17 protein-coding genes are annotated in these 20748 nt (G+C 35.2%); 14 read left to right on the top strand and 3 right to left on the bottom strand.

The window, feature by feature from the left end:
* The first annotated feature begins 34 nt into the window (after positions 1–34).
* The 7 genes from GQS55_RS02905 to prsT all read left to right on the top strand — a co-directional run bounded on the left by GQS55_RS02905 (position 35) and on the right by prsT (position 11955).
* Positions 35–1633, top strand: a complete 1599-nt coding sequence (locus tag GQS55_RS02905; RefSeq protein WP_159817813.1) for an IS66 family transposase — start codon at positions 35–37, stop codon at positions 1631–1633.
* A 97-nt stretch (positions 1634–1730) separates the two neighbouring features.
* Positions 1731–2096 (top strand): hypothetical protein, encoded by a 366-nt coding sequence (locus GQS55_RS02900; RefSeq protein WP_159817811.1) that lies wholly within the window; start codon positions 1731–1733, stop codon positions 2094–2096.
* A 264-nt stretch (positions 2097–2360) separates the two neighbouring features.
* Positions 2361–4271 carry a molecular chaperone DnaK gene (gene dnaK / locus GQS55_RS02895; RefSeq protein ID WP_159817809.1) on the top strand — a complete coding sequence of 637 codons (1911 nt, stop codon included), beginning with the start codon at positions 2361–2363 and terminating at the stop codon, positions 4269–4271.
* A 394-nt stretch (positions 4272–4665) separates the two neighbouring features.
* Positions 4666–4941: a hypothetical protein gene (locus tag GQS55_RS02890; RefSeq protein ID WP_159817807.1), complete on the top strand. Its 276-nt coding sequence runs from the start codon at positions 4666–4668 to the stop codon at positions 4939–4941.
* Positions 4942–5311: 370 nt separating this feature from the next.
* A complete protein-coding gene (locus GQS55_RS02885; RefSeq protein ID WP_328698888.1) occupies positions 5312–7594 on the top strand; it encodes a GGDEF domain-containing phosphodiesterase in 2283 nt (760 codons plus the stop codon).
* 356 nt (positions 7595–7950) lie between these two features.
* Entirely contained in the window at positions 7951–8967 is a 1017-nt protein-coding gene (locus GQS55_RS02880; RefSeq protein ID WP_159822503.1) for a collagen-binding domain-containing protein, read from the top strand.
* 114 nt (positions 8968–9081) lie between these two features.
* Positions 9082–11955, top strand: coding sequence for an XrtA/PEP-CTERM system TPR-repeat protein PrsT (gene prsT, locus GQS55_RS02875; RefSeq protein WP_159817805.1), 2874 nt, complete (start codon positions 9082–9084; stop codon positions 11953–11955).
* 96 nt (positions 11956–12051) lie between these two features.
* On the opposite strand, the gene GQS55_RS02870 is transcribed toward prsT, so the two are convergent.
* On the bottom strand, positions 12052–12225 hold the full coding sequence (locus GQS55_RS02870; protein WP_159817803.1) for a hypothetical protein: 174 nt from the start codon (positions 12223–12225) through the stop codon (positions 12052–12054).
* An 88-nt stretch (positions 12226–12313) separates the two neighbouring features.
* Between GQS55_RS02870 and GQS55_RS02865 the strand changes: the two genes are divergently transcribed.
* From GQS55_RS02865 to GQS55_RS02850, 4 genes are all read left to right on the top strand, one after another.
* On the top strand, positions 12314–13540 hold the full coding sequence (locus GQS55_RS02865; RefSeq protein WP_159817801.1) for a threonine/serine ThrE exporter family protein: 1227 nt from the start codon (positions 12314–12316) through the stop codon (positions 13538–13540).
* Between the two features lie 42 nt (positions 13541–13582).
* Positions 13583–14245, top strand: coding sequence for a TetR/AcrR family transcriptional regulator (locus tag GQS55_RS02860; RefSeq protein WP_159817799.1), 663 nt, complete (start codon positions 13583–13585; stop codon positions 14243–14245).
* Between the two features lie 232 nt (positions 14246–14477).
* Entirely contained in the window at positions 14478–16550 is a 2073-nt protein-coding gene (locus tag GQS55_RS02855) for a M13 family metallopeptidase (protein WP_159817797.1), read from the top strand.
* Positions 16551–16713: 163 nt separating this feature from the next.
* On the top strand, positions 16714–16908 hold the full coding sequence (locus GQS55_RS02850) for a (2Fe-2S)-binding protein (protein WP_159817795.1): 195 nt from the start codon (positions 16714–16716) through the stop codon (positions 16906–16908).
* Here the strand turns inward: GQS55_RS02850 and bfr (GQS55_RS02845) are convergent.
* Positions 16905–17372, bottom strand: a complete 468-nt coding sequence (gene bfr, locus GQS55_RS02845) for a bacterioferritin (protein ID WP_159817793.1) — start codon at positions 17370–17372, stop codon at positions 16905–16907. The genes GQS55_RS02850 and bfr (GQS55_RS02845) overlap by 4 nt on opposite strands.
* 20 nt (positions 17373–17392) lie before the next feature.
* Complete coding sequence (bfr, locus tag GQS55_RS02840) at positions 17393–17878, bottom strand: bacterioferritin (RefSeq protein WP_159817791.1); 486 nt, start codon at positions 17876–17878, stop codon at positions 17393–17395.
* Between the two features lie 331 nt (positions 17879–18209).
* Here bfr (GQS55_RS02840) and GQS55_RS02835 point away from each other — a divergent pair, with 331 nt between their 5' ends.
* From GQS55_RS02835 to cobO, 3 genes are read left to right on the top strand one after another with little or no spacing between them, the layout of a single operon-like run.
* Positions 18210–19031, top strand: a complete 822-nt coding sequence (locus GQS55_RS02835; protein ID WP_159817789.1) for an ABC transporter ATP-binding protein — start codon at positions 18210–18212, stop codon at positions 19029–19031.
* On the top strand, positions 19024–20025 hold the full coding sequence (locus tag GQS55_RS02830; RefSeq protein WP_159817787.1) for a FecCD family ABC transporter permease: 1002 nt from the start codon (positions 19024–19026) through the stop codon (positions 20023–20025). Before GQS55_RS02835 ends, GQS55_RS02830 begins: the two co-directional genes overlap by 8 nt.
* A 57-nt stretch (positions 20026–20082) precedes the next feature.
* Entirely contained in the window at positions 20083–20718 is a 636-nt protein-coding gene (gene cobO, locus GQS55_RS02825) for a cob(I)yrinic acid a,c-diamide adenosyltransferase (RefSeq protein WP_159817785.1), read from the top strand.
* Positions 20719–20748: the final 30 nt, after the last annotated feature.

The raw sequence follows: 20748 nt of genomic DNA, 5'->3' as shown, positions 1-20748 counted from the left end.
AACCTGTACCAAACACTAAAACTCTGGACGTACCGTGAGCAAACCTTTTACCGACATTGATGGCAAAGCCCTTGAAGCGCTGATAGAGCGCGTGAACGAGGCCAAAGAAAACAATCTGGCCTTAAGCCCAGAGGATTATCAGTTATTACTTGATGCGTTATTGACCTTAGCCACCACGCAAACCCGCTTAGCGAATCATGATGTTACCGTGCATAAACTGCGAAAATTGTTAGGTATTGAAAAATCATCTGAAAAACTAGGCTCGGTGCTTAAGCAAACTAAAGCGTCATCGGGCAAGAAAAATAAAAAGCGTAGCAACGATAATGGTGAAGGTTTCACCCCGGTTAAACCCACGATTATCGTTCATGGACTAGTTGACGTAAATAAAGGCGATACCTGTGTTGAGTGCTTAACCGGTAAGGTTTATAAAACCGAGCCAGGTAGCTTGCTACGTATCACCGGACAAAGTCCTTTCAAACCTGAGCAGCATGTCATGGAGCGTCTTCGTTGTAATACCTGCGGTGCTTATTTTACCGCACCACTGCCGGACGATGTCTTAACCGATGGCTTAAGTACTCAAAAATATGGTTATTCAGCACGTTCTTTAATGGCGATTTATAAATACTTTGCTGGACTGCCTTTTTATCGTCAAAGCAGTATTCAAAAATTACTGGGGGTAAAAATCACCGCGTCAACGGTTTTTGACCAAGTAGAGCTTGTTTGTAATGCTATTTATCCCGTGTACCAATTGCTCTTCAATTTAGCGGCTGATGGTAAACACTACTATTTAGATGACACAACTAACCGTATTCTTGATGCGAAATCGGTGATAAAGAAAGCACGCAACAGTGAGAAAGTCATCACACGTACGGGCGTTTATACCTCAGGTGTTATCGCAACGCTGGCTGATAACCGTCATATTGTTTTATTTGAGACTAACATCGGGCACGCGGGAGAATTCATTGACAGTATTTTGCACAAGCGCAGTCAATCATGCACCAAACCACTCATCATGAGTGATGCGCTAGCGAGCAATCGGCCGACGGTACGTGAGGCGATAACGTCACTGTGTAATAGCCACGCAAGACGACAATTTGTAGATGTTATCAATCACTTTCCAATTGAGGTCGAGCATGTCCTCAAACGCTATGGTGAAATATGGGTCAATGATGACTATACGAAAGAAGAAAAGTTAACCCCGAGCGCAAGACTGGCCTATCATCAAACGCATTCAGCGCCCATCATGGAAGCCATAAAATTGTGGGGAGAAACGCATTTAGCCAATGAAACCGTTGAAGAAAACAGTGGCCTAGGCAAAGCTATTCGCTACTTTATCAAACATTATGTCGGACTGAGTTACTTTTGCAGCACTGAAGGAGTAAAAATCGACAATAATCGTATTGAAGCGATGCTCAAAATTGTGGTGAGAGACAGAAAAAACGCGATGTTCCACAAAACCTTACTGGGGGCAACGATTGGGGATGTCATTACCTCGGTCATCGCGACGGCAAGTGAGGCGGGTATTAATGTCTTTGACTACTTCACCACCTTACAACGAGAAAAAGAGCAGGTAAAAAAGACCCCTGAAGATTATTTACCCTGGAATTATCTCGCTAAAAATTCAATCACCTAAAAAAACCAAACACGATGATTTAGGCTTTACCGCCTAGGTCAAGCTGTACCTGAAAAAATCGTGATGTCACGCTACGCTGCCGTAAGCTCACGAATGGATGGATGATTATAGAATTAAAATAGAGGATGAAGGGCTTCTTTCTGAATACAGTTTAATTCATGCTATAGTGTTATCAGATACAGCTGAACGGCATCAAAGAAATCAAGATAACTTTTTGGGTGGTTTTCAAAATTGCTTCAATTATATAATACCGAATATAAAACATACCTCGTCCATTACTCCTGAACAACTACAATTGGCTGTTTCTTGTGTTCCTAATCATACGGTTCAAGCTAAGGCTTGGTATAATACACAGATAAAAAATAATGATCCTATCAGCACTATGGTAAAAGGCATTAAAAGATTAGAGTTATTTAAGAAAATAGCATTCACATCAGGTGAAATAAACTCAGAGAGTGAGTGATAATAAATGAGAGCGTTCAAAATTCTGTGTCAGCTTAAAACTACAACTTGTATTATTCTGATACATCTAAATATTCACTTTTCATGACTCTTCATAAAAATCATCACTACTGTCACTTTTGTGACAGTAGCATTTACCTCAGTTGCGTATTATAGCTCCACTAACAAACAGCCAAGGTTGTTTAAGTGGTCTAACTGCTAACTGGACATACCATAAAGCATAAGACCTTTTTGATTAAACCCTTTTTAAATATAGGTGGTTATTATGACTAAGATTATAGGTATAGATTTAGGTACAACAAACTCATGTGTATCAGTTATGGAAGGTGGTGTTGCCAAAATTATTGAAAATGCAGAAGGTAGTCGAACTACACCCTCAATTGTAGCGTATGCAAACAATGAAACATTAGCAGGCCAACCAGCAAAAAGACAATCAGTGACAAACTCTGAGAACACATTATTTGCTATTAAGCGATTAATTGGTCGTAAATTTGATGACAAAGAAGTGCAAAAAGATATTAAGCTAGCACCTTATAAAATTGTAAAAGCAGATAACGGTGATGCCTGGGTTGAAGTAAATGGTAAATCTATGTCGCCACAAGAAGTCTCTGCTCAACTTTTACGTAAATTGAAAAAAGATGCTGAAGCTTATTTAGGTGAAACAGTCACTGAAGCAGTTATTACTGTACCGGCCTACTTTAATGACTCGCAACGCCAAGCGACAAAAGACGCGGGTAAAATTGCAGGACTTGACGTTAAACGTATTATTAATGAACCGACAGCAGCGGCCTTAGCTTATGGTGTGGATAAAAAAAGTAAAACCGATCAAAACATCGTGGTTTACGATTTAGGTGGTGGTACTTTTGATATTTCAATCATTGAAATAAGCAATGTGGATGGCGAGAAACAATTTGAAGTGTTAGCAACCAATGGTAATACCTTTTTAGGTGGTGAAGATTTTGATTTACGCCTAATTAATTATCTTGCTGATGAATTCAAAAAAGACACTGGCATTGATATTCATAATGACTCTTTAGCGTTACAACGTATTAAAGAAGCAGCTGAAAAAGCGAAAATAGAGTTGTCGTCTGCATTAAAAACCGACGTAAACTTACCTTATGTCACTGCTGATGCTAGTGGCCCTAAACATTTAAATGTGCAAGTTACTCGTGCCAAACTAGAGTCATTAGTGGATGATTTGGTAAAAAGTACCATTGCTCCATGTGAGCAAGCATTGAAAGATGCCGGTGTAAGTAAAGCTGATATTAGTGAAGTTATATTGGTTGGTGGTCAAACACGTATGCCAAAAGTACAGGAAGCCGTTCAAGCTTTCTTTGGTAGAGAACCACGTAAAGATGTAAACCCGGATGAAGCAGTTGCCATGGGTGCAGCAATTCAAGGCGGAGTGTTATCTGGAACAGTGGGTGATGTGTTATTACTGGATGTAACGCCATTATCACTAGGTATAGAAACCTTGGGTGGTGTAATGACTAAACTCATTGATAAAAACACCACGATACCAACACGGGCTTCTGAAACATTTTCTACTGCTGAAGACAACCAAGCTGCGGTAACGGTACATGTATTACAAGGACAGCGTGAAATGGCGACAGATAATAAGTCGCTAGGACAATTTAACTTAAGCGATATAGCTCAAGGTCCACGCGGTTCGGTACAAGTTGAAGTAACATTTGATATTGATGCTGATGGTATTTTAAATGTGTCTGCTAAAGACAGAGCAACAGGGAAAGAGCAAAGCATTAAAATTACCGCATCAAGTGGTTTAACGGAAGATGAAATTAACCGCATGGTTGACGATGCTGAGCAACACGCAACGGAAGATAAGCAAAAGCGCGAACTAGTTGAGCAACGTAACCAAGCCGATCAATTGATTCATACGGTAGAAACGTCAATGACATCGTTGGCACAAGAGCAACAGGCTGAGCTTAAATCATTAATTGAACAATTGAAAATGTCAGTTAATGGTAATGATAAAGCAGCGATTGAAATGCGCCAAAAAGCATTACAAGACGCTTACAGTAATATGATGCAAGCAGCACAAACGCAACAACAGTCGCAACCACAAGGCGAGCAGTATCAAGAAGCTGCGGCTAATGACAGCGCTAAAAATGAAGACATCATTGATGCTGAGTTTGAAGATGTTAGTAACGGTTAATAAAAAGTCGGTGACAACTAAACCAACTAAGTAAAACTAACAAAGCCCCTTAATTATAATGATTAAGGGGCTTTTTTTTCAAAAAAGACTCTACAGCAAAAAAATTATCTAGTTGCACGTCACTTGTTGTACCAAGTAATAATTGTTATCTTCTTCTGTTTCGCTTACTTTAAGCAAGGTTCATTAACTTCCATAATATTTTCATTCAGTTGACGTTCTTATTATGTATAGGAAAATAAATCAGGGCATGACGATCAATTGAGTAATAGCTGACTATTAAGATTGAGAGCAACGCCGACATTGATTATTTTTAACAAGCACTCTTAGCCAATAATTTACTGATATAGTTATTGGTTTGGCTTTCTATCATCATTATTTATTATAAGGTACATCCATGCTCTTTTTTATTATCAAACTATTAATGTTAGCTCTCTCATATAAATTATATTTAGTGAAAAAAGAACCTTACTTTTCAGCATTATTGTTTAGTATTCCTTTGGCTATTGTGGGGTTAATTATGGGACATGAATTAATCGGGGTATTTATTGGCAGCGCTATATTATTTGCTATAGCTTTTGTTTGTTTCTTACTTATGTCTAAACTACCTAGCGGTATGCCTGAATATAGTGTTTTAGGGGTAACAGCAGTAATAGTGGCATTTGTAATCTGAATTTAAGTCGTTTTATAATCACCATAACATCGCTGTTAGTCACTTAATGTAGTACAGGTCGGCTTTACTTTACGGATCAAGCAGGAACACGAAAAATTGCTTGTGATGTAGAGTTTATGATCTTATCCAGTATTGATAAATATGCAGTTGATAGAGTTTGATATCATAATAACAGAGGCACCTTGTGGTAGTCTTTTGACACATAAATTAGCAAAACAGCAATTTAAAAAAGATACACTCTCAAAAAAAAATATGCCTACCTAGTAGCCCTGCCTACCTTAATTAATATTTAAAACTAGAAATATGATTAAACTTTCATTAAGGTACTATAATAATTGAGTATTTATATCATGGACGTAGGTGGAATTAAGTGTTGTTGCAATATAAATCGAGTATTCTTAATTTTTTTTTATTAACTGATAATAATGATACAAACAATAAAATACCTAATTGGCGAATAAGCGCTCTTAGAATTATTTTATCTACCGTTATGTTGGTTTGTTTGGCAGTTGTATGCCATACCTTCGGCCCAGCCGTACAACTCAGTTTAATACATATCATTCTCCTCTCTGTTTCATTCTTCTCAATTGTCATTACGTTATTAATCGCTAGCCATAAATATTATACATTCTGTGCACACTTTTTTTTGATTACGACGGTATTAGCGAGTTTAGCAATAAATTTATTTATCACGGATCTTGAGCTTGCCAAAGTAGGTTCGATGTATATGTTTGCTTGCCCTACTATTGCACTTATATTATTGGGGTACCGATCTGCAATATGTTATGCGGTGTTAAATTTAGCGCCTTTTTTCATGATTATTTACAATGTTGATTTGTCAGTACTCTTTAACCCGCCTGAGCAATTACCCAATACAAACTGGTATATAATGGGGGTGATTTTCGCCTTTTATAATATTTGTATACCGCTTGCTGTTGCCCGTACAAGCGTTGCAGCTAAACGTTTAAATCAATCGATTCAAGATTCTAACACTCACTTAACCGCCAAAAATGAACTTTATAGGACCTTCTTTTCTCATTATTATAAGCCTAAGGTCATTCTTAGTGAAAAAGGCGAGATTATAGATCTTAATGAACAAGCCAGAATTTTGTTTAATTTAGAGCCAAACACCCAAGATACAAATAAAAATCTATCCACCCTATTACCTAAATTAACAACTAACGAAAACAATGACAAAGAGCAATTAATTCAGATTAAAGATTCATATCATAGAGTCACTAAACAAAATGTAGTCAATTCAACCTACACGGTATATGAATTTTCAGATTGCACACAAGAACAAAAAATAAAGAAAAACTTAATCTCAATAGAAGAAAAATATAAGCGTTTACGTTATACCGATTCACAAACAAATTTACCAAATAAAGATTGGTTTGAACGCCAATGTGAAAGTTTGATTATTAAAAATCCGGAAGGTTTTTATATTATTGTCATTCAAAGTACTAATAACGATTATTTAAATTTAAAGTTTGGCGAGTCCGATTTTCAATCGCTTACCATTACCGCTTATAAGCGCATTAAAGATAATATTAAAGAAATCCTATTATGCTCAGATGCAGGATTAGGTAAACTTGTTTTTTTAATTAATATGCCAAATGTTGAAGAATTAGAAAAATTACTGTCGCGTATAAAGAAAACATTAGATGAAGAATACACCTTATTTAATAGCAAGTTTATCCAATCTTATTTATTTGGTATTGCTCAATTTTCTCAAGAGAGCAACGCTAGTGCTAAAGTCATTGCGAACGCGCAAGAAGCGTTAAAGAACGCAGATAATATCAATGTTTTCAGCTATTACAATCAAGAAAATTCTCAACTTTTTTTGAAAAAGCATGAAATATCAATGTTGCTCGATGAAGCTATTCAGTCAGCAGCACTTGATGTGCATTACCAACCCAAAGTAACCAAAGAGGGTCTTTGTATTGGTTTAGAGGCACTTGCTAGATGGAATAGCCCGATACTTGGTGTTGTGCCACCTGATACTTTTATTCCTATCGCAGAAGAGTATAGATTAATTTGCCCGTTAACTAATCTAATCATTCAAAAAGTATGCGCTCAAATACAGCAATGGAATCAAAGTGGATTCGATGTTGTGCCAATTGCAATTAACTTATCGCCTTTTGATTTTAACCAAAAAGATTTTGTCTCAAATTTAATGCGCTATTTAGCCGATTTTAATGTTAAACCCCATCAAATTGAATTAGAAATAACAGAAACGGCATTAGAAGAAAATAATACTGACGCCCTTAAAATTATCCAAAGCCTTCAATCTTGGGGATTTATAATATCTATCGATGATTTTGGTACTGGGTATTCAAATATAGCGCGATTAGCTGATTATCCAATCAATAAATTAAAATTAGACAGATCATTAACGAATATGATTACGACGTCAAAACGACACTATAATTTAGTCAAAGCGGTTCATGTTATGTGTCGGGCACTTAATATAAAATGCGTATCTGAAGGTGTCGAAGAAAAAGAATATATTAGCTCACTGGCTGATATGGGTTCAGAAGAGTTTCAAGGTTATTATTTTGCTAGACCAATGGCGGCAAGCGATTTTTACTTGCACACTCAACAACATGGATTGGTTTTTAATGGTGAAAAAGCGGAAAGCTTACCTAGTTAACTTATCGCTAAAATCTCGACTGATTCCTTATTTAAACAAAATAGAGCCTTACATTAAGAAATAACGCATTAATCTACATATATTTCCTATTAAGCTATACTAAGCTTATAATGGTAATATAAGTGGATAACATTTACGTTATCACTGTCAGTTATATTTACAAGAAAACAAAATGATGTCTAGGAAATACACTTATCCCCCTAATAAAATAGGACTTTTACATCACGGCATGATTCATGCTTAACCTTGTTATAGTAAATTATTTTATCTAGCTCTAGTTCTTAGATTTAGATATATGTTAGTTCTAAGGTAATTATTATTTTATTAATTACGTTTTATATGAAAAGTAGGTTGTTATGAAAAAAATTATTTCTATACTTTCAGGTTTATTCCTCTTTGCTTCTGTAACTACAAACGCGAGTGATTTTATACTGAATGAATATAATGTGGTCACTATTGAAAACTTTGTCGGTCTAGGGGGAACGCATGTTGACGGTAAGACTTTTGTAGGTGGTAACTATATAGGTCAAAAAAGTGACTTCGGTCAAAGACTAGACCAAAATTCACGTTCAGATATTACTGCATTAACTGTTGCGGGTTCAATAAACGCACAAGTTGGTGTCTATGTACATGATACCGTATTAAGCTCGGAAAACAACATCGTAACGGCAGCAATAAATTCTAATCAAGTGCTCATTAATAGTACAGTAATAGATTCAAATATCGATAACGTTAAGTTAACAACAGGTTTAGATGCAATTAAAGCAGATTACAAAGCTCAATTAGAAAACTCTTCTGCATATTTTTCTTCGCTAGCCGCTAATAGTAAAATAGAGACAAATGGAAATAACAAAACATTTGCAATTGATAAAGGATTGAATACTGACAATGATATTGCAGTATTTACATTAGATGGCTCTACGAATATATTTGATTTAAACAATCTGAGTCTAAGTATGACGGGAGACAATGCAGATGATCTTGCTTATATTGTCATTAACGTACCTGGAAATGATGTATCAATGTTAAATAATTCGAATATGAATTTTGAGAAGAGTAAATTTGGCTCTAAAATCATTTGGAATTTCTATGAAGCTGAAGTAATTACATTAAACGCTCAAAATTTTGTTGGTGCTTTATTAGCCCCTTATGCAACAGTTACTCAAACAGGTGGGAATATTGACGGTGCTGTAGGTGTTTTATCATTAATCACTAATGCAGAAATACATTTAGCGACTAATGTTGATGTGACAATCCCTTCAGCTCCTTCTGCTGCAAAACCGGTAACTCAAGTACCTGAGCCTAGTTCAATAGTACTTATACTGCTCGCAATAGCTGGTTTGGTTTATCAACGTAAAAAGTTAAACGTTTGATTTTTGATGTTAACTCGTTAGATAATAAACGGAGCTTTTTAGCTCCGTTTTAGATCTTAGCTTCGCTTTAGATATTAAATAACTGTGAATACATTTAAAAATAAAGGAAATATTTTGACCTCATTAAAACTGCTAATATTAAAACCTGTGAAGTTAATAAAACGTAACGTTATTTTATTATATAAACGAACCTCATTAGTCATTGTAGTCAGTGCACTTCTTTCCCCACTTAGTCACGCTAACGTCGACCCAAAAGTGTATGAAGATGCATTAACAAGCTTTCATGATGGTAATTATTCAACATCAATTATTCACCTTAAAAATATATTATCAGTTGATAACACACATTTACCTTCTCGTGTGCTAATGGCTGAAAATTTATTAGCTCAAGGTAAAGGATCTTTAGCCGAGATAGAACTTAATTTCTCTAAAAAAGAAGGGGCAGCTATTCGTTTATTGGCACCTTTATACGCTAAGGCTTATTTGCTACAAAATAAATTTGATCAGGTATTAAGTTTACCAATAGAACTACAAACCAGTGATACTTACCAAAGTACAATGCTAACCTTTCATGGTTTTGCGTTAACGGGTGACAACCAACTTGAAGAAGCACGAACTAAGTTTAACAAAGCGCTAAAATTAAGTCCTTATAATACAGAAGCTTTTATTGGCAAAACTAAAGTTGCTTTAAAGGAGCTTAACTTTGATGAAGCAATTGAATTAATTGATCATACATTAACAATTGACCCAAATAATATCCAAGCACTATTAATGGGAGCAATTACTTATAAGCAACTTAAAAAGGGTAAATTAGCTTTAGAGTACATAACACAGTTGTTAACGTATGAACCCAATAATTATTCAGCCTTATTAGTTCGAGCTACTTTGTTAATGGATATGCAAAAACATGACTTAGCAATATCCGATATTGATAAAATTGTCGAGGTTCTCCCTAATGAACCTATTGCGAATTATATTAAGTTATTATCGGCTCAAGCGAGTGAGCAATCACAATTAACGATAGAAATAAAAAAACGTTTAGATACTGTTATGACTGCTATTCCTGAGGAAGTGATGGATGAACAGCCTATCTATTACTTTTTAAAAGGATTAATAAGCTTTCAAAACAATGCCATGGAAGCAGCTCAAAAGGCTTTTATTAAATATAATAAAATCAACCCCAGTGATACCCAGGCATTAAAACTTATTGCACGTACCGAACTTGCCTTAAATAATAGCTATGTTGCTCGTAAGTACCTCATGAAAGCTTATTTAAATGATGATAAAGATAGCGAAACATGGGCATTGCTCGGCCAAACTAACTTAATGACGGGGAATATAAGCGAAGCAGAGTTTTATTTTGATAAAGTGATGGCTGCGTTTCCTAATGAATTACAACCACGTATAGATTTAGCAAAGTTATTACTGCTAAAAGGTGATTACACAAAAATAGTGACCGTATTAAGTGAAGTACTTGAAGAAGATTCAACAATTCGTAATGAAACTAACAATGATTTAAATTTTGAATTATTACTTTTGTTAGCGAGAGCCTATCAAGAAAGCAATCAACTTCAAGCCGGTTTAAATATCAGCGCTGTATTAATAAAAAACTACCCTAATAATTCTAGTGTTAATCAAATTCACGCAACCTTATTAGGTTTATCAGGATATTTACCTCAAGCTAAACGGTTTCTAGAAGAAGCTTACGCGCTAGATAATGATAATAATCAGGCAGTCATTCACTTAGCTAGAATTGACGCACTACAAGGTGATGTTGATATTGCCGTTGAACGTATAAAAGCTCAATTAGTCAAAAACAATAACAGTGATTTAATGGTCGAATTAGGGGATATCTACTATTACGCTAAAAATATTAAGGAAGCTTTGGTTTGGTATCAAAAGGCGCTGTCTCAGAATCAAGATAATGTCATCGCCCTTGAAAAAATAGTAAACCACTTTGAGAGAAATAAAGAGTTAACCAAAGCCCTCGATATTGTGAACAATTATTTAAATACACATAATGATAATAGCAGCATACATTTATTAGCGTCTAATTTATATATTCAAAATAGGCAGCATGATAAAGCGATGAGTGAAATTGATTTAGCGTTAAAGCATACGCAAAACAAGCCTCCTGTGTTATTTAAACAAGCTCAAATATACACCTATTTAGGTAACAAAGCATTAGCTAAACGAAGCTTAAAAAATGCTATTTTCCTTGATAAAAGTTACATTGCTGCTTACCAACTTCTCATACAGCTATATAACCAAGATAATGAAAAAAACACTGCGCTTGAACTTGTTAATAAATTGGATCATCAATTATTCCCCGCTTATTTAATTGATCAATTTAAGGGGTCTATTTATATGAAGAACGATAATGAGAAAGCCCTCAGTTTTTATCAAAAATCATATCAAGCACAAGCTAATAAACCTGCTTTATTAGGTTTATACTCTTTGTATGCATCACAGAAAATGTACGCTGATATTGATACCTTACTTACGTTATGGCTCAGCAATAACCCAAACGATCTTGAAATAACCCTAGCGCTTGCCGACAACTATAAACGTAGTGGTCAGTTAGATAAATCAATAGCGCTTTATGATAAACACTTAGCCAATAACCCTAAAAATATCGCTTTATTAAATAATGCAGCAATGGCCAATTTAACATTCAATAATATAGAAAAGGCGCATGACTTAGCTCAACGAGCATTTAAAATATCGCCAGATAATGTAAATATTATAGATACTAACGCATTAGTTGAGCTGGCTTTAGGTAATAATAATAAGGCTTTATCTTTACTTAGACAGGCTAATACACTGGATTATAATAATGCTGAAATTAAATATCATTTAGCATTAACGTTAGATAAATTAGACAGAAGAAAAGAAGCTTTAGTTTATTTAAAAGAGAGCTTATCAAGTGATAAACCTTTTGCGGAAAAAGATAAAGCAAAGGCTTTATTTACAGCATGGCAACAATAATAATTTAGTTTTTAATTATTATTGTTGATAGTCGCCTTTAATTTTATAAAGACGAGGAATATTAATTCTCTCGTCTTTATAAAACTTACATAATAGCTAAAGCATCTCTTTGATAATAGCGCCAACTAAAATCATAAAAACGAGTACCCAACTTAATTTACTAAACTTGGCTTGTTGTTCATTACTCATTGGCTTGCCAAACCTTTCTCCTAGAACAACCATAAGCGCAACCACACCGAAAACACAGGCTAGAATAATCAATAAAGTCATAGATATCCTTCAAATTTTACAATTGCTAATTACTAAAAATACATTAACATAGCACATAAGCTTTATTTACCTTTATTATTCTAATTATATGACTCCTGCAGATGATTTTTATCAAAAACGTCGATTTATCATCCAACTTGGGAAGGCTCTTCACAAGTTAGGCTCTACGGCATATCGCTTAGAAGATAATTTACTTTCCATTGCGCATTTTTTAGATATTCGCGCATCATTTATGGTTACCCCTACCGCATTAACCTTTATATTGTCTGATGAAGAAGATGAACATCAATACAATCACTTAGTTCGTGTAGCGCCTGGCGAGATAGATCTGGGGTCTTTAGCACGTATAGATGAATTAGTAGACGAATTAACTAGTGGCGAAAGAACATTAGATGAAGCGATAGAACGGTTAAAAGAAGTTAATTCAAAATCCCCACCATATGGTTTTCTATTAACATTCCTTGCTTTTGGTGCTTCAAGTGGTGCCTTTGCAATGTTAATGCATACCAGTTGGCATGATGTTTTTTGGTCAACCATTTTAGGTTTTATTGTTTTCTCCTTTGTTATGTGGGCTGAACGCTCGCGTCGCGTAACCGAAATGTTAGAGCCAATGGCAGCATTAACAACCTCATTGTTAGCTTCTTTAATTTCAATATTTGACCCTAGTATTAATATACCCATGGTTATTCTTTCAAGTATTATCTCTTTTATCCCAGGGCTTTCTTTAACGGTAGGCTTATCTGAACTAGCGGCAAGACACTTAATGTCAGGTACAGCGCGTATCATGGACGGTGCTATGGTACTGTTCAAGCTGTATTTTGGTGCGGTTTTAGGTATGGCTTTAGGTAATTTAATGTGGGGAGAAGTGACTTTTATACCTCCTGAAACTATGCCCGTTTGGACTTCATGGTTGGCCGTCACGACACTGACTATTTCATTGGTTATTTTATTTAAAGTACGATTAAAAGATGCGCCATGGGGCATGATTGCGGGTTACATTTCTTTTGGTGTAAGTATTTGGGCTACTAGCTATTTAGGAGTAGCTTTAGGGGCTTTTGTTGGAGCTTTTGCGTTAGGAATTTATAGTAATTTATTTTCTCGGATTATGAATTTACCCTCCTCTATTGTACGTTTATTAGGGCTTGTTGTTTTAGTACCTGGTAGTAAAGTTTATATTGGACTCAACAGCTTAGTTTCTGGAAAACAAATGCTAGATGTGGCTGACTTAGGCTCTCAAACGTTTCTTATTTTTATGTCTTTAGTTGCGGGGATTATTTTTTCAAATGTCGCCATCCCCCATAGAAAAACACTTTAGCGGCTAAATTTTATAGACAACACAATAGAAATTTAAATAATAATGACAGCAACTGATCTAAATATTAATACTAAAAATTCAACTTATCATCATGGTGATTTACAGAGTAGTTTACTTGCTACCGCAACAGCTATGATTTCAGAAGATGGTATAGAGACCTTATCATTAAGAAAACTTGCTGAGCGAATTGGCGTATCACGAACCGCTGCATATCATCACTTTAAAGATAAAAATGATTTACTTTCAGCGATTGCCGCTCAGGGTTTTATAAGCTGGAAAGCACAAGCAGAGGAAATATTTAACAATAATACATTAACCGACCAAGAAAAATATCATGCATTTGTTCATTTTTATGTACGATTTGCCACACAAAATTCGGCAATTTACCGATTAATGTTTGGCAGTACATTATGGAAAAAAACAGAAAAAGCTAAAGAAACAGAAGGAAGTAATAAATCCAAAGGCACACAAAAGTTGATTGATGTTGCTTACCCTAGCTTTCAATATCAGGTAGAAATGACACAACTTTGGCAAGAAAAAGGCATATTACCAAAATCGCATAATTCATTACGCCTAGCACAGGTCGCATGGGCAACCTTACACGGTATAGCACAACTCGTTATTGACGGTATTTATGGTGATGATAGCCAAATAGATGAAATGTGCCAATGTGCAGTCGAGTTACTTACCTCTAAAAAAGAATAAACTCGCATTCTATCCTATAAAGTCCACCAATCCCCCTAACATCACTAGCATAAATTATATAAATTGGTTATAAACTTAGCTTAAATTTAAAATGTAAATAGATGTGTTCTGAACTGGAGTTTAAACGAATTCTTTCGTAGTATTCGTTAGCCATGTTTTTCAATGATCCATTTTCCACTTTACATATAAATTGAATAGCATGAATATTAAAAACATAAATGAGAATTAATAAATGAAAGCAATTATAACTGGCGCAGTTTGTACTTCTTTACTGATACTTAGTGGCTGTAGTAACAGCAACACAAGTCAATCTGAAGTACAAAAAAGTATGGAAGCTCCACAAAAAACAGCCTTAGCTTCTGGTATTGAACAAAAAAACATGGACACAAGTGTTCGTCCACAAGATAACTTTTACCGCTATATCAATGGCGGCTGGATGAAAAGTCACACAATTCCTGGCGATAAGACTGCAATTGGTTCATTTTATGATTTACGTGATAAAGCAGATGAAGATGTAAAAGCTATTATTGAAGAGCTTGCTGCAACTAATGACTTAAAAATGGGTTCAGATGAGCAAAAAGTTGCCGATTTATTCCGTTCTTATATGGATAGCGAAAAACGTAATGCTGACGGTATCGCGCCTATTCAATCAATATTGTCTGCGATTAACAATATTAAAAATAAAGATGATTTAGCTAAGTTCTTTGGCACCTACTCATCTACAGGTATTAATAATCCTTTAGCATTATACATTAGTATTGATGCTAAAGATTCTGCAAGTTACGCCATTCATATTTGGCAAAATGGTTTAAATTTACCCGATAAAGATTACTACTTTAATGATGCTGAACGCTTTGTAAAATTACGTAGTGGCTATATTACGCACATTGAAAATATGTATAACTTAGCAGGTATTAGCAATGGAAAAGATGCTGCTAAAAACATTATGGGTTTAGAAACTAGCCTAGCTGAATATCACTGGACCCGCGTACAAAGTCGTGACAGTGACAAAACATATAATAAATTGGCAACAAACAACTTAGATAGCCTTACCAATAAGTTTAATTGGCAAGCATTTTTAGCTGCTGAAGGTGTTGCGTCACAAAAAGATATTATTATTAACCAACCTGACTTCATTGAAGGTTTTGGTAAAGTATTTGAGCAAACATCTCTAGACGTTTGGAAGCAATACTTAACATTTAATACATTAAGTGCTTTTTCAAGTTATTTAACTGCTGATTTAGACAATGAAAATTTTGACTTTTTCTCTAAGCAACTAAGTGGCAGAGAAGAGCAACGTCCACAGTGGAAACGTGGCGTAAGTGTTGTAAATGGTAATTTAGGTGAAGTTATTGGCAAAGTGTATGTAACTCGTCATTTTACACCTGAAGCTAAATCACGCATGAGTGAATTAGTAGAAAACTTACGTAACGCTTATGGTACAAGTATTGACGATCTAACGTGGATGTCTGCAGACACTAAAAAAGCAGCTCATGTTAAATTAGCGGCCTTCACTCCTAAAATTGGCTATCCTGATCAATGGGAAGATTACTCTACTTTAAACATTAAATCTGATGACTTAGTGGGTAATGTTATTCGTTCACGTAAAATATCAAGTAATAAAGAAATTGCTAAGCTTGGTGGTCCAATCCATAAATGGGAATGGCATATGACACCACAAACAGTTAATGCTTATTATAATCCGCCGGCTAACGAAATTGTTTTCCCTGCCGCTATTTTACAAGCACCATTCTTTAATATGAAAGCTGATGATGCAGTAAACTACGGTGGTATTGGCGCAGTGATTGGTCATGAAATGGGTCATGGGTTTGATGATCAAGGTAGTAAGTATGATGCTAAAGGAAACTTACGTAATTGGTGGACAGAACAAGATCTTAAAGAATTTTCTGCTCGTACTAAAGCCTTAGTTGATCAATATGCAAACTATCAAGTATTTGATGATTTAAACGTGAATGGTGAGTTAACCCTAGGCGAAAACATTGGTGATTTATCAGGTGTAACTATTGCTTATAAAGCGTATAAAGCGTCATTAAATGGTAAAGAAGCACCAGTAATTGATGGCTTAACGGGTGATCAACGATTCTTTATGGGTTATGCTCAAATTTGGCGTTCTAAAATTGTTGAAAAATCAATGCGTAACCGCGTAGCAACAGACCCTCATTCTCCTGGAGAGTTTCGTGCTTTAGGTTCACTTTCAAACATGAATGAATTCTATGAAGCATTTGATGTGAAAGAAGGCGATGCAATGTACATAGCTCCAGAAAAACGCGTTAAAATTTGGTAATTCAAATTTAATACGTTTAGATAAAAAAAGCAGCTTTAGCTGCTTTTTTTTATGGAATATAAAACATAATACTAAATAAAAACCACAAACCTTATTGATAATCACTCTTGTTTGTATTACTATATCAACATCGATTTTAATTAAAGTATTTTTGGTATTACTTATGTATGTTTGTTTGTGTCTTGGCGTGACTGACACCCAAATTGAAGCGGCTGTGGACAACGGTGCTCACACCATGAAACAATTAACAAGTGAATTAAAAATTGGTTCACAGTGTGGAAAATGTTGTCAATGCAGTAAAAGCATTCTTAATAATAAGCTAATAAAAATTGCAGAAGCTGAGCCTTGTGTCGCTTAACTCATCATTGACTGTAGATAGTTTTCTAATCCTACATTAGTAATTAAATACTGCTGCTCTTCAATCCAGTCAATTTGCGCTTCTACATTTGCTAATAAGCTTTCAGCACAATCTCTACTAATATAATCTTGCTCTTGCTCACATGATTCAATTAACGCTTGTAATGCTGAACGAGATCTATGCTCTAACGCGATATTCGCTTGAAGAATTTCAGCCGTTTCTTCACCAATATGTAATCGACCTAAATCTTGTAGATTAGGTAAACCTTCTAAAAACAAAATGCGTTCAATTAACGAATCCGCCTGCTTCATTTTTTCAATTGATATTTTATAATCTGCTTTGTTTAGCTTTTCTAATCCCCAATTTTTATACATTCTGGCATGTAAAAAATACTGATTGATTGCAATTAACTCAACCGCAAGTGCTTTGTTTAACAAAGCAATAATACCTTTATCCCCTTTCATAATAAAACCCTCTTGTTAGTTTATCCACCTAAGTGGTTACCCATATGTGATTGAATGTAATTATTTAATCCAACTTTATCAATTAGCCCTATTTGTCTTTCAAGCCAATAAACATGGTCTTCCTCGGTATCTTCCAAGAGTTTTTCTAACATAATTCGACTTTGATAATCTCCTTCAGCTTCACATAGTTTAATACTTTCTTTAAGCCCAGCAACAACTTCCATCTCTAAGATCAGATCATTTTTTAACATTGAACTAACATCATTACCAATAAGTAAATCACGACGATCTGCTAAGTTGGGTACTCCTTCAAGAAATAATATTCGCTTTATTAACGCATCAGCATGGGTAAGCTCTTCTTGCATTTCATGCTCTAATTGGTCAAATAATTTATCTAAGCCCCAATCTTGATACATGCGAGAGTGGATAAAATATTGATCGATCGAGGCAAGCTCGTTATGTAATAAACCATTGAGACTTGCAATAACTTTACTATTACCTTTCATTGTTTACTCCTGAAAATATTAAACCTGTCTTCAGTGTAGATGAAAAGTAAGTGATAAGTAAAAATTTTACCTATTTTCTTTTACTTTGTATTTAGACGTCTAAACCGCTATAGCTTGCTTATTTTGCAGTCTCCGCGTAAACTCTTCCAAATGGTTAGGGAATGAGGTGCCTTTACTTTTAATAAAGAATTCCTCCACTGTACCCGCAACTGTAATTCATTAATTATTCTCATTATTTATTGGTAATAATTAAATGATAAGTCAGATACTTAACCTTTAATATAATTAACAGACCACAAAAATTTTGCGTGCGGGAAAACACCAACAAACTATGTCAATACAACTGAAAATCCACCAGCTTCATTGGCAAATAAATGACAAAGCCATTCTTAATAATATCTCCTTTAACGTGAGTAAGGGTGAAGTGATCGGTATTATTGGCCCAAATGGTGCTGGTAAAACAAGTTTATTACGTTGTATAACCAATCAACAAAAAAGCAATAAAACCACGGTATTATCAGGCACCGTTCATCTAAAAAATAAAATAATTAGTGGTTACTCTGCTAGAGAATTAGCCCAAAACTTTGCTAATGTAACGCAAAAAGCAGAGGCTATTTTCTCTTTAACAGTGTTAGATATTGTCAGAATGGGCTTATTACCTTTTAAAGGTTTATTCGCCATCGACAATGATCATGACAAACGACAAATCAAGCTTGCGTTAGAAAAGGTTGGTTTATCTAACACAGAAAAAATGCCTTATAGTCAACTTTCTGGTGGTGAGCAACAACGTGTTCTGATTGCTAGAGCGCTAGTACAAAAAGCACAAATACTTATTTTAGATGAACCAACCAATCACCTTGATGTTTATTATCAGCACCAAGTATTAAACCTAGTTAACCAATTAAATATTACGGTAATTATGACAGTCCATGATCTGAATTTGGCCAGTCAATATTGCCAACGATTACTATTATTAGAACAAGGTAAATTAATTGCTGATGGCACACCAGAGCAAGTATTAACACAAGCCCAGTTAAGTAAAGTTTTTAGGCTACCTTGTTCAATAGTGAAAGATGATTTAAGAGATAAGCCTCGTGTGTTTTTCTCATTACCAGAGCAACAAATAGTCAACTTAAGTGATGCACATGAGTAGATCATATTTCATTGTTATCACCTTAATTATTTTAACGCTACTCTCTGCTATTGCAGGTTTAAGTTATGGCCCAGCTGATATAAGTCCTACCCAAATTTTTCAATGCATCGCCGGCAACTGTCCTGACAAGATAAGCCAAATGGTGATTTGGCAAGTTAGAGTACCTAGAGTATTGGTGGGCTTAGTGGCAGGTATGGGATTAGCCATTGCTGGTGCAATTTTACAAAATACGACCCGTAACCCGTTAGCAGATCCTTATTTATTTGGCATAGTATCTGGCGCGGGCTTAGGCGTAACCATTGCTAATATTTCGTTAAGTAGCATTGGTTTAGACCAACAACTCGCTATTGCTCTTCCCCTTGCTGCCTTTTTGGGTGCTTTATTAGCGATAATTATTGTGCTTATTATTGCCAAAGTATTACAGCGAATGGAACAATTATTACTTACCGGTATCGCTGTTTCATTCATGCTTGCTGCCGTGACGCAATTTATTCTTTTCTTTGGTGAGCCCTATGCTACTAATCGCGTTATTTTTTGGCTTATGGGTAGTTTAGCGCGTGTTGAAATGGCTAATTTTTATGTTATTGCCACCGTATTGCTCATCACTATTGTCATAATTACCGCCTTACATCGTCAAATTGATGCGCTCTTACTTGGTGATGAAAGTGCAGCAAGCTTAGGTATTAATGTAGATAAACTAAGATTACTCATGCTCGCTCTTTGTGCCGCATTAACAGCTACCATTGTCGCTTATTGTGGCGGCATAGGATTTGTTGGTTTGATGATCCCACATATTGTGCGTCAAGTATTTGGAGTCACTACATTAAAACTTATCATTGGTAGTGCCTTAATTGGCGGGATTTTCTTAATTTGGGTAGATATTATTGCCCGATCCGCATTAGCGAACGCTGAAATTCCCATTGGTATAATAACCTCTGCTTTAGGCAGTATATTTTTCTTATTTATTATGGTTAAAACAAGAAACATTAATTAATAGTAATTACTTAAGTGCTTATTTTAACGATAAAACAAACGCAAAGTGATAGATAAAATGACAGATAATAACTCAGCAAACGATTCAGAAAAGAACCTAGATCAAAAAAATGCACAGCATAAAAAACGTATGCAAGCTGTGAAGGAAAAAGTTGATCAACGTATAGATAGTGCTCAAGAAGAACGAGGTTTGATCATTGTTATTACTGGCAATGGCAAAGGTAAATCAACATCTGGTTTTGGTACTGTTGCTCGTGCTGTAGGACATGGATTGAAAGCAGCAGTTATTCAGTACATAAAAGGTACATGGGCTTGTGGAGAACGTTCATTATTAGAAAATGCAGGCGTTGGTTTTGAGGTCATGGGAACTGGCTTTACCTGGAACACACAAGATAAAACGCAAGACATTGCCGCAGCACAACAAGTTTGGTTAAAAAATAAAAAGTTATTACAAGATGAGAGTATCGATGTTGTTTTAATGGATGAATTAACCTACATGGTTGCTTATAAATATATTGAGTTAGATGAAGTCCTTGAAGCATTAAAAAATCGTCCCGTAAACCAGCATGCCATTATCACTGGCAGAGGCTGTCATCGCGCTATCATTGATTTAGCCGATACAGTGAGCGAAGTGCAATCAATTAAACATGCATTTGATAATGGTATAAAAGCACAAAAAGGTATTGATTGGTAACGATTAACTCTCAGTAAAAAGGTAAATGTA

Origin of the sequence: Colwellia sp. 20A7 (assembly GCF_009832865.1) — a bacterium.
Classification (GTDB): domain Bacteria; phylum Pseudomonadota; class Gammaproteobacteria; order Enterobacterales; family Alteromonadaceae; genus Colwellia.
The sequence above is the reverse complement of the archived record's forward strand: the minus strand, read 5'-3'. Positions and strand labels throughout refer to the sequence as shown.

Coding starts and splice junctions, on each gene's coding strand:
- bfr (WP_159817791.1), bottom strand. CDS start 17,878: ATGAAAGGTAATAGTAAAGTTATTGCAAGTCTCAATGGTTTATTACAT.
- cobO (WP_159817785.1), top strand. CDS start 20,083: ATGACAGATAATAACTCAGCAAACGATTCAGAAAAGAACCTAGATCAA.
- GQS55_RS02870 (WP_159817803.1), bottom strand. CDS start 12,225: ATGACTTTATTGATTATTCTAGCCTGTGTTTTCGGTGTGGTTGCGCTT.
- bfr (WP_159817793.1), bottom strand. CDS start 17,372: ATGAAAGGGGATAAAGGTATTATTGCTTTGTTAAACAAAGCACTTGCG.
- GQS55_RS02855 (WP_159817797.1), top strand. CDS start 14,478: ATGAAAGCAATTATAACTGGCGCAGTTTGTACTTCTTTACTGATACTT.
- GQS55_RS02850 (WP_159817795.1), top strand. CDS start 16,714: ATGTATGTTTGTTTGTGTCTTGGCGTGACTGACACCCAAATTGAAGCG.
- GQS55_RS02830 (WP_159817787.1), top strand. CDS start 19,024: ATGAGTAGATCATATTTCATTGTTATCACCTTAATTATTTTAACGCTA.
- dnaK (WP_159817809.1), top strand. CDS start 2,361: ATGACTAAGATTATAGGTATAGATTTAGGTACAACAAACTCATGTGTA.
- GQS55_RS02880 (WP_159822503.1), top strand. CDS start 7,951: ATGAAAAAAATTATTTCTATACTTTCAGGTTTATTCCTCTTTGCTTCT.
- GQS55_RS02900 (WP_159817811.1), top strand. CDS start 1,731: ATGGATGATTATAGAATTAAAATAGAGGATGAAGGGCTTCTTTCTGAA.
- GQS55_RS02835 (WP_159817789.1), top strand. CDS start 18,210: ATGTCAATACAACTGAAAATCCACCAGCTTCATTGGCAAATAAATGAC.
- GQS55_RS02865 (WP_159817801.1), top strand. CDS start 12,314: ATGACTCCTGCAGATGATTTTTATCAAAAACGTCGATTTATCATCCAA.
- GQS55_RS02890 (WP_159817807.1), top strand. CDS start 4,666: ATGCTCTTTTTTATTATCAAACTATTAATGTTAGCTCTCTCATATAAA.
- GQS55_RS02860 (WP_159817799.1), top strand. CDS start 13,583: ATGACAGCAACTGATCTAAATATTAATACTAAAAATTCAACTTATCAT.